8 protein-coding genes are annotated in these 9,309 nt (G+C 63.3%); 3 read left to right on the top strand and 5 right to left on the bottom strand.

Translation table 11 applies throughout. The annotated features are described in order from the left end of the window. The first annotated feature begins 225 nt into the window (after positions 1-225). The gene (locus tag ACEE23_RS08700; RefSeq protein WP_448872978.1) at positions 226-1,410 is read left to right on the top strand and encodes a saccharopine dehydrogenase family protein; all 1,185 of its coding nucleotides are present in this window, start codon (positions 226-228) and stop codon (positions 1,408-1,410) included. 111 nt (positions 1,411-1,521) lie between these two features. Here ACEE23_RS08700 and pdxT read toward each other — a convergent pair whose 3' ends face one another. Continuing rightward, complete coding sequence (pdxT, locus tag ACEE23_RS08695; protein WP_448872976.1) at positions 1,522-2,112, bottom strand: pyridoxal 5'-phosphate synthase glutaminase subunit PdxT; 591 nt, start codon at positions 2,110-2,112, stop codon at positions 1,522-1,524. A 7-nt stretch (positions 2,113-2,119) separates the two neighbouring features. Then, positions 2,120-3,052: a pyridoxal 5'-phosphate synthase lyase subunit PdxS gene (pdxS, locus tag ACEE23_RS08690; RefSeq protein WP_448872974.1), complete on the bottom strand. Its 933-nt coding sequence runs from the start codon at positions 3,050-3,052 to the stop codon at positions 2,120-2,122. Positions 3,053-3,135: 83 nt separating this feature from the next. Here pdxS and pdxR point away from each other — a divergent pair, with 83 nt between their 5' ends. Beyond that, positions 3,136-4,503: a MocR-like pyridoxine biosynthesis transcription factor PdxR gene (pdxR, locus tag ACEE23_RS08685; protein WP_448873576.1), complete on the top strand. Its 1,368-nt coding sequence runs from the start codon at positions 3,136-3,138 to the stop codon at positions 4,501-4,503. Here pdxR and ACEE23_RS08680 read toward each other — a convergent pair. Genes ACEE23_RS08680 through ACEE23_RS08670 form a run of 3 tightly spaced genes read right to left on the bottom strand, consistent with a single transcriptional unit; the run spans position 4,491 to position 8,614 of the window. Beyond that, the gene (locus ACEE23_RS08680) at positions 4,491-5,300 is read right to left on the bottom strand and encodes an SPFH domain-containing protein (protein ID WP_070769213.1); all 810 of its coding nucleotides are present in this window, start codon (positions 5,298-5,300) and stop codon (positions 4,491-4,493) included. The genes pdxR and ACEE23_RS08680 overlap by 13 nt on opposite strands. After that, positions 5,300-5,956: a hypothetical protein gene (locus ACEE23_RS08675; protein ID WP_448872764.1), complete on the bottom strand. Its 657-nt coding sequence runs from the start codon at positions 5,954-5,956 to the stop codon at positions 5,300-5,302. The genes ACEE23_RS08680 and ACEE23_RS08675 overlap by 1 nt, the downstream gene beginning before the upstream one ends. Before the next feature lie 12 nt (positions 5,957-5,968). Beyond that, positions 5,969-8,614 carry a nitric-oxide reductase large subunit gene (locus ACEE23_RS08670; RefSeq protein WP_448872762.1) on the bottom strand — a complete coding sequence of 882 codons (2,646 nt, stop codon included), beginning with the start codon at positions 8,612-8,614 and terminating at the stop codon, positions 5,969-5,971. 358 nt (positions 8,615-8,972) lie between these two features. On the opposite strand from ACEE23_RS08670, the gene ACEE23_RS08665 reads away from it, so the two are divergent. Continuing rightward, the gene (locus tag ACEE23_RS08665) at positions 8,973-9,182 is read left to right on the top strand and encodes a hypothetical protein (protein ID WP_368520058.1); all 210 of its coding nucleotides are present in this window, start codon (positions 8,973-8,975) and stop codon (positions 9,180-9,182) included. Positions 9,183-9,309 lie beyond the last annotated feature (127 nt).

The raw sequence follows: 9,309 nt of genomic DNA, 5'->3' as shown, positions 1-9,309 counted from the left end.
ACTCAGCGAACTTCGAGCTCTCAATGAAAACTACTCCCCACTAATCGGTAACTGATTTCTCAGTCCAACTAATGGGGAGCAGTTCACTCCCCCGGGGCTTTTCGCATGCCTGGGGCCTAAACCTGGTCGCCCAGCTTCCCGCCCGAGCAGCGCCGGAGCCCCAGGCCGACTTCCCACGCCGGATTCCCCCACCGGGAATCCGGCTTTGCCGTTATCCTGAAGGGCATGGATAAAGGCACCCACGACCGTGAATTCGACATCGTCCTGTTCGGCGCGACCAGCTTTGTCGGCACCACCACCGCGCGCTACCTGGTGGACTGCCACCCGGAGCTTACGATCGCCGTGGCCGGCCGCAACGCGGACAAGCTCGCCGCGCTGGGTCTCGGCGTGGAGACCATCGTCGCCGACGCGCAGGACGCCGCGGCTATCGATGCTATGGTCCAGCGCACCGCGGTGCTGATCTCGACGGTGGGGCCGTACACCCGCTACGGCGACGAGGTCGTGCGCGCCTGCGCCCAGTATGGGACCCACTACGTGGACCTGTGCGGCGAGGCCCTGTTCATCCGCCGCACCATCGACCAGTGGCACGCCACCGCCCAGGAAACCGGGGCGAAGATCGTGCCGTCGTGCGGCTTCGACTCCGTGCCGTCCGATATGGGCATGTTCCACCTGTTTAGCTCCGCCGGCTACCCGGAGTTCGCGGAGGTGACCATGGCGGTCGAGCACCTCCAGGGCGGGCTGTCCGGCGGCACCATCGACTCGATGCGCGCGGTCAGCAAAGACGCCAAAGAAATGCCCAAGGGCGGGGCCATCCTCCACAGCCCGCACTCGCTGTCCCCAGACCACAAGCAAGAGCCTGATCTGGGGCCCGAACCGGACCTGGTGGTCGATTTCGACGAGCTGCTGCAGCAGTGGGCCGGGCCGTTTTTCATGGCCATGTTCAACACCCGCGTGGTCCGCCGCAGCAACTCCCTGCTGGGGCACGCCTACGGTCCCATGCGCTACCGCGAGGTCATCCCCACGGGCACGGGCCTTGCCGGCAAGATCAAGGCGAACCTGCTCAAGGCCGTGACCGCCGCCGGATTCGCCATCATCATGGTGGACAAGCTGCGCCGGCCGCTGTCCCGCTTCATCCCGGAGCCGGGCGAGGGCCCGAAAGACATCGACGCCGGCGGCTTCGTCATCTCCCACACGGGGCTGACCACCGACGGCGCGCTGCACACCTCCCGCGTGGCCGCCGACGGCGATCCCGGGTACAAGACCACCGCCATGATGCTGGCCGAGGCAGCCGTCACCCTGGCCACCCAGCCCGAGGATCTGCCCGAGACCACCGGCATGCTCACCCCGGCCACCGGCCTGGGCCGGCCGTACCTGCGCGCGCTGCAGGCCCACGGCATGCGTTTTAGCTAAGCCCAGCTACCGACTCACTAGGACGCTGAGAATACACAAAGTACACAAAATACATAAAGTACACATCCATACACAACGAGCTCTGCTGTTGTATGGCACGTGGTGGCTGAATTACTCGACTAACGCTGCGGCCCGCAGCCAGGCCGCGTGGACTCGGTCATCGCCGTTTTCTTCCGGGTGGAAGCTCAGCGCGGTGACGGCCCCGGCGCGCACGCCCACGACGGCGGGTTCGCCGTCCGGCCCGGGCACGCGGGAGAGCACCTCCACTCCCTCGCCCACGCGGGTGACAATCGGGGCGCGGATGAAGCTGGCGTCGACGGTCAGGTCCGCGCCGACGGGCACGGCCTGCTCCGCGGAGTGGCGCTGGGAGCCGAACGCGTTGCGGCGCACGGTCACGTCCAGCACCCCCAGGGTCTGCTGCCCCGGGGCGGGGTTGTCCAGGTCCCGGGCGCAGTAGATGAGCCCGGCGCAGGTGGCCAGGGTCGGCAGGCCGCCGCCGATGGCCGCGGCCAGTGGACCTGCCAGGTCGAAGGTGCGGGCCAGCTTGTCGATGACGGTGGACTCGCCGCCGGGGATGACTATCCCGTCGAGGCCGTCCAGGTCCCGCGGCATCCGCACCCGGCGGGTCTGTGCCCCAAGGCCGCCCAGGACTTCTAGATGTTCTTCCACCCCGCCTTGCAGGGCGAGTACGCCAATGCGCATGTTTGGCTTACCAGCCGCGCTCGGCCAGGCGGTGCGGGGCCGGGACGTCGGCGACGTTCAGGCCGACCATGGCCTCGCCCAGGTTGCGGGAGACCTCGGCCAGCACTGCCGGGTCGTCGTAGGCGGTGGCGGCCTTGACGATGGCGGCGGCGCGCTTGGCCGGCTCGCCGGACTTGAAGATGCCGGAGCCGACGAAGACGCCTTCGGCGCCCATCTGGCGGACCAGGGCGGCATCGGCCGGGGTGGCCACGCCGCCGGCGACAAAGAGGACCACCGGCAGGGAGCCGGTCTCGGCGACCTCGGCGACCAGGTCGTAAGGTGCCTGCAGCTCCTTGGCGGCGACGTAGAGCTCGTCGCGGTCCAGGTTGCGCAGGCGGGCGATTTCGCCCTTGATGGTGCGCAGGTGGCGCACGGCCTCGGAGACGTCGCCGGTGCCGGCCTCGCCCTTGGAGCGGATCATGGCCGCGCCCTCGGTGATGCGCCGCAGGGCCTCGCCCAGGTTGGTGGCGCCGCAGACGAAGGGAACGTCGAAGTCCCACTTGTTGATGTGGTTGGTGTAATCCGCCGGGGAGAGCACCTCGGACTCGTCGATGAAGTCCACGCCCAGCTCCGCCAGGATCTGGGCTTCGACGAAGTGGCCGATGCGGGACTTGGCCATCACCGGGATGGACACGGCGTCCACGATGCCGTCGATGAGGTCCGGGTCGGACATGCGGGCCACGCCGCCCTGGGCGCGGATATCGGCAGGCACGCGCTCGAGCGCCATGACGGCGCTGGCGCCGGCGTCCTCGGCGATCTTGGCCTGCTCCGGGGTCACCACGTCCATGATGACGCCGCCTTTGAGCATGTCCGCCAGGCCGCGCTTGACGCGGGTGGTCGCGGTCTGGGCGCCGGCCGGGGCCTGCGCGTTCTGGTTAGCGTTCTTCTGGGTTTCAGTCATGGCCTACATCCAACCCCGCCCAAGTGGTTTATGACAAGAGCCACTTTTGGCGTGTTGAATTGGACCACTTACTATGGATTTTTATGCACACCCTGCCCCTGCCCGCCCGGATCGCCGCTGAGCTGCGCGAGCAGATCACCCACGGCGTCTACCGGCCGAACGAGAAGCTGCCGTCCACCCGCGCCCTGGCCCACCGACTGGGGGTAGCCAGGGGCAGCGTGGTCACCGCCTACGAGCAACTCATCGCCGAAGGCTACCTCGTGGGCCAGCACGGCTCCGGCACCCGCGTACACCCGGACATAAGCCCCGCTCCCCCGCGGCCCGCCCCCGCGCAACCAGCGCCCGAGGAAAAGGCCGCGCTGCTGCAGCTAACCCCGGGGCTGCCGGATACCGCGCGCCTTATCACCCCCGCCTGGCGGGCGGCGTGGCGCTCCGCGGCGGCCGATGCCAGCCAGCTCACCGAGCAGGCCCCCGCCGGCCTGGCGGAGCTGCGCCGGGAGGTGGCCGCGCACCTGCGCCACATGCGCGGGCTCAACGTGGATCCCGCCCGCATCATGGTCACCGCCGGGGCCCGCGAGGGCCTGGGCCTCCTGCTGCGCGCGGTGGGCGGGCGCCTGCGCGTCGGCGTGGAATCCCCGGGGTATCCCAGCCTGCGCCAGATCCCGCCGGCCCTGGGCCACGCGCTCGTGGAGCTGCCCACCGACGACCACGGCCTGCGGGTGCCCACCGGGCTGCCCGACGGCGGGCTCGACCTGGCGCTTATCACCCCGAGCCACCAGTACCCCTACGGCGGCTCCCTGCCGGCCGCCCGCCGGACCGAGCTGGTCGCCTTCGCCCGCCGCCACGACGTCCTCCTGGTCGAGGACGACTTCGACTCGGAGCTGCGCTATGCCGGCCAGCCGCTGCCGGCCCTGGCCGCGCTGGGCCCGGAACAGGCCGTCCTGCTGGGCACGTTCTCCTCGGTGATTTCGCCTTCCATCGCGTGCGGCTACCTGGTGGTCCCCGACCGGCTCATCGCCCCCATCCGCCAGGTGCGCGCGGTCACCGGGCAGCCGGTGGCGGCCATCACCCAGGCGGCCCTGGCGAAGTTTCTAGCCAGCGGGGAGCTGCGCCGGCACACCGGGCGCGTGCGGCGCGACTACCGGCGCCGCCGCGATCTGGTGGTCTCCGCGCTCGGCCCGGCCGTGCGCCCCATCAGCGGCGGCCTGCACGCCGTGGTCATCTGCACCCGGCCGGCCCGCGAGGTCGTGGCCGCGGCCACCGAGCGCGGCCTCGCGGTGACCGCCCTGACCGACTACTGGGGCGGCACGGCAGCCGACAACGGCATCGTCATCGGCTTCGGGCACTTGAGCGATGCTGAGCTTGCTTCTGCCCTAAATGTTTTTCAGGAGATTCTCGGTCAATCCCCGCGGAATAGCTCCGCGATGTCCCCGCCGCGTTACTTGGCCTGACTTTGGTGGGCGTCTTTAAAGCCCTTGGAAAAAGTCCCCAGGCTCTCCATGAAGCCGCCCATAATATCGATGGGCAGAGGGAACACGATCGTCGAATTCTGATCCGCTCCGAGCTCCAACACGGTCTGCAGGTAACGCAATTGGAGGGCAGCGGGGGCCTTCCCCAACTCGTCAGCAGCTTCCCGCAGCTCCCGGGAAGACTGCAATTCGCCGTGGGCGGAAATCACCTTGGCCCGGCGTTCACGCTCTGCCTCCGCCTCGCGCGCCAAGGCCCGCTGCATCAGTTCTGGGATTTCCACGTCCTTGATCTCCACGATGCGAGTTACCACGCCCCAACGCTTGGTCTGCCCATTAATGATGTTGGCCAAGTCTTCATTGAGTTCCTCGCGGTGCGCCAGCAGGTCATCGAGATCCGCGCGGCCCAAGAGAGTACGCAGCGTAGTCTGCGCGATCTGGGAGGTCGCCACAGCGTAGTTTTCGACTTCGAGCACGGCCTTTACCGAGTCGGTCACCTCGAACATGACCACCGCGTTTACCCGGACGGAGACGTTGTCCTTGGTAATGATTTCCTGCGGCGGGATGGTTAAAGTCACGACCCTCTGGTCCACGCGCTCCAGCTTGTCGATGCCCGGCCACAGGAAATGCAGTCCGGGCTCCATCAGTGGCCGCAAGTGCCCGAAGCGAAAAGTCACGCCACGTTCGTATTGCTTAATGACCTTGAACGAGTAGGCGGCGAAGGCCACGAGTAAGGCGATGACAATGCCAATGACAATTGGCCAGAATACAAAAGCAGACATTAGTGTGTTTCCCTTTCCATGCCGGACCGCTTACGGTCCGAAGCGAACTTCGACTTTCCGTACTTCGACCCGTACCTGTCGATCTGCGCGGCTAGCTCGGCCTCTCGGTTATCGAGCTCAGGCACGACGATCTTGGGCGCGTTGGAGGGGGTCCTCCACAAATGCCGAGACAGCGGGTACACGCCAAGTGCGGAAATAACCAGCACGGTAGCCAAGATGATTAACACCTCAGACAGTGAATGATTGGTAATCAAGGAGCACAGCGGCAGTAGGTAGCCCATGGCAGCGACAGCTAGAGCAATCCCGCGGTGGAAACGCCCCGCGTCAGAATGCGGCCACGGGTCTAGCTGGCGGGTGACCTCGCGGCCGTGGTGCGACACCGTGCAGGAATCCTTGACCGGGCAGGTATTGCAGACGGTCGGGTTTCCCCGGTAGCGCATAACGCGGTTTTCGGGATCGAAGCTCGACGGCCACAGCCACTGATCCTCAGGGCACTGCCACGCGTCGTGTTCCTCCAGGTAGCGAAAGGTTCCCGCCCGGTTCGCCATGGTGCGGTTCGACGTTTGCTTCGCCATCCCGTCAAAGGCCCAAGCAACGGCCACGAGGAAAAGTCCATAGACCACTGCCAGAAGGGTGAAAATGCCAGGAGCTTCCATCACTTCCCTGCCCTAGTTCTTCTCGCCATCAGAGGGCTCGGAGTCGTGATTCGAATCGGACCGGTAGGTACCGCCCCACTTCGAGTTGTACTTCCCGCCCCAGTTGGTCTCCGACTCAAAGGCAGGGGACCAGGGGCCTGCCGGTGCCGAATCACCGCGGCCGGAATTCGGAGACTCTTGTTCGACAAACGCACCGCGCTCGTCGATATAGCCATAACGTCGACCGGCCACACGCCCACCGTCATTCCCGGCACGGCGGGAGTCAACACGTGCCTTGCCACCGGATACCAACCCGACCGACGAAGAGGATCCAGGCGCGTGGGACGCGTCGTATTCTTCCTCCTCAGCAGTGACGATGCTAAAGAGCGGATCGGCAGGATGCTCATCGACGGTCGGAATGTGCTTGTTGTACAGCACGCCCCGAAGCGCCGCGATCAAGAGCGGAATAATCCCAACGAGGAATAGGACGTCACCAGGCATACGCAGCCATTCCATGATGGCGTTGCCAGGCTCGGTGATATACCCCAGGGAACGAGCTTCCACGTAGCCAGATGCCACGGACTCATAGAGCTGGAGGATGCCTAGCGGCAGCAAGGAAATCACTACCATCCACAGCAATCCGAGGTTCTGCAGCCAGAAGGCCCAGGCCATCGCCCTTTCCGACCACTTGTCCGGCGGCGTGAGGTAGCGCAGCGCGAAAACAGATAGTCCGACGGCTAAGAAACCGTACACACCCATCATGGCGCCGTGGGCGTGGTTAGCGGTCAGGGCAGTGCCGATCTCGTAGTAGGACACGATCGGCAGGTTGACTAGGAATCCGAAGATGCCGGCGCCAAGGAAGTTCCAGAAGCCCACGGCGACGAGGAACATCACGGCCCAGCGGTGCGGGAACGGGCGTTCGCCGGACGCGCGCTGGCGAGAGCCGAGCTGCATAAAGGTCCACGCCTCGACGGTCAGCAGGGTCAGCGGAACAACCTCAGCTGCTGAGAAGAAGGCACCCAGCGCCATGTGCTCGACCGGCGTCCCGGAGAAGTACAGGTGGTGCATGGTTCCCAGCACGCCGCCGGTGGAATAGAGAATCACGTCAAGGAAAATGATGCCCAACGCAATCTTTTCGCGGATAACGCCCAGTAGGACGAAGACGTAGGCGACCATGACCGTCGTGAAAAGCTCCAAGAAATCTTCCACCCACAGGTGAACAACCCAGAAGCGCCAGAATTCAGCTACCGAAATATGCGTTTCCGAACCCGCCAGGTTACCCACTGCGTAAAACGCTGGGATGGCAATGCCCGCGTAGAAGAACAACCACGGCATGTTGGATTTGTGCTCGGTTTTCAGCCGGCTGCGCAGTTGTCGGAAGATGATCCCGATCCACACGAACATGCCGACGGTGAGCAGGATTTGGAAGAACCGCGGCAGGTCAAGGAACTCCCACTGCTGAGAGAACAGAGTTCCTTCCTCGATGTAGCCCATCGTTGACAGCCACTCAAACGCCATGGAGCCGAAGACGACGAACGCGATTGCTCCTAGTAGGAACCATACCAACCAGTGCTGCCCCTTCGGCTCTTTCTTGCCTACGAATGACGACAAGAAGATGCCGGCAGCAAGCAGTCCCCCGGCCGTCCAGAGGAGCGACAACTGCAGGTGCCACGTCCGAGACACGTTGTACGGGAGCAATTCCTGCAACGGGATTCCAAAGAAGCCCGTGAGCTCTGTTCGATAGTGCTGCGATGCCGCACCCAACAAGGCCTGGATGAGGAACAGTACCGAAATCACCAAGATGAACCAGGCGACAACCTTCTGAGATTTGGTCAGCCCGACTTCCCCCGGCTGGGTGAAATCGAGGTTAGGCGTTTCCTCTGCGTGCCAGCCAATAGACTTCGACCAGCGGCCGTAGATGGCGAAGATCAGGCCGGTACCACCGATCAGTGCGATCAAGGAAAGCACCGACCAGACCACGAGGTCTGCGGTGGGGCCGTTGTCCACGCGGGGTTCTGCCGGCCAATTGTTGGTGTAGGAATAGTCTTGACCCGGACGTTCCGCCGCCGAGGCCCAGGCCGTCCAGCCGAAGAAGCCGGTCAGATTGTTGATGTCTTGCGGATCGGTAATGAATTCCGACGGCAAGCCCTTTTCGCTGGAAAGCGGACCAAAGTATTCGGCGTAATAATCCTTCGCGGCCTCAAATGCCGCTATCTGGTTATCGGTCCACTCGAGAACCCCGGTTTCGGGGTCATAGCGGTTAGCGCGAAATTCTTCTTTTACGGCTTCCTCGGGAGTTGCTGCGTCATCGACGAACTCGGGAATTCCATTTTCGCCGTTGAGCTCCCGCGCCTTTTCCAACGACATACGCAGGTATTCAGCGGTGTAGTCCGGGCCGAGATAGGCACCATGCCCCATGACGGAGCCATATTGCTGTAGGCCACGTGCCTGATAGAGCGCCTGACCGTTGAGGATTTCATCTTTCGTGAGAATCGTTTCCCCCGAGGACTGGGAAACGATTTTGTCGGGAAGCGGCATCGAGGCTGTGTAGGTGCGATAAGCCAAGAAACCCATTACCAAGAATCCAAAAATCATCACCAGCGCGACGCCTTGCACCCAGACGTTGCTCACTTTTAGGACAGGTCGACGACGATCGTCCGTGCCAACTGTAGAGGACATAATTTCCCGTCTTTTGTCGGATTACCCGCATTCCAGAACGACAGTTGTCTGGCTGCGACAAGGCGGCACTGTGCCGGAAACCTCCCTTCGATTATCTACGGGTTTTCCCGTTTTAAATAGACGAAAAAGTGTTTTCCCCACTCTTCGAGTCATTCAAAAGATTGAATAGCTAAGCCTTACCCCAGCCCGCAAACCCCCACGAAACAGCCCGGAAAAACCAACATTTTAGCACTATATTCACCCCTTTCATCCCTTCCACAAAACAACCGAACCCTACGCCCACCGCGGACTGTTATCTCGAACACACCACCGTCTTCGACGGGATATTTAAACCGGTTTTTCCCGTAGTATTTGAAATATGTCTTTCACGGAACACACAAAACGCAATTGGCTAATCACGCTATTTGCCGCCATTTTCCTAGCCGCCATCACGTCGATGATCTTCCTCAATAACCCCCACCAGACCGTCGTCGTCGCCATGGTCTTTCTTGCTGCGGCACTCATTTTCTTCGGCCTCATCCTCGGCGGCTGGTATCTCATCAGCGGTCGCAAGAAACGCCGCAAATAGACTGAAAGCCCACCCGCCAGGCGGCCACACTGAAGAAACCGACCGATTTGTCTATTTTTATTCCCGCTATTACCTGCACGTTTCCCGAAAGTCCTTCGTAATAGACAGAGCGGTTTAGTACGGTTTC

This window comes from Corynebacterium sp. 32222D000AT (assembly GCF_053546955.1).
This window is presented reverse-complemented; position numbering and strand designations above follow the sequence as displayed.

Bases quoted from the DNA above. Each gene is read 5' to 3' on its own strand.
- pdxT (WP_448872976.1), bottom strand. From the start codon at position 2,112: ATGCGCATTGGCGTACTCGCCCTGCAAGGCGGGGTGGAAGAACATCTA.
- ACEE23_RS08680 (WP_070769213.1), bottom strand. From the start codon at position 5,300: ATGTCTGCTTTTGTATTCTGGCCAATTGTCATTGGCATTGTCATCGCC.
- pdxR (WP_448873576.1), top strand. From the start codon at position 3,136: ATGCACACCCTGCCCCTGCCCGCCCGGATCGCCGCTGAGCTGCGCGAG.
- ACEE23_RS08675 (WP_448872764.1), bottom strand. From the start codon at position 5,956: ATGGAAGCTCCTGGCATTTTCACCCTTCTGGCAGTGGTCTATGGACTT.
- ACEE23_RS08665 (WP_368520058.1), top strand. From the start codon at position 8,973: ATGTCTTTCACGGAACACACAAAACGCAATTGGCTAATCACGCTATTT.
- pdxS (WP_448872974.1), bottom strand. From the start codon at position 3,052: ATGACTGAAACCCAGAAGAACGCTAACCAGAACGCGCAGGCCCCGGCC.
- ACEE23_RS08700 (WP_448872978.1), top strand. From the start codon at position 226: ATGGATAAAGGCACCCACGACCGTGAATTCGACATCGTCCTGTTCGGC.
- ACEE23_RS08670 (WP_448872762.1), bottom strand. From the start codon at position 8,614: ATGTCCTCTACAGTTGGCACGGACGATCGTCGTCGACCTGTCCTAAAA.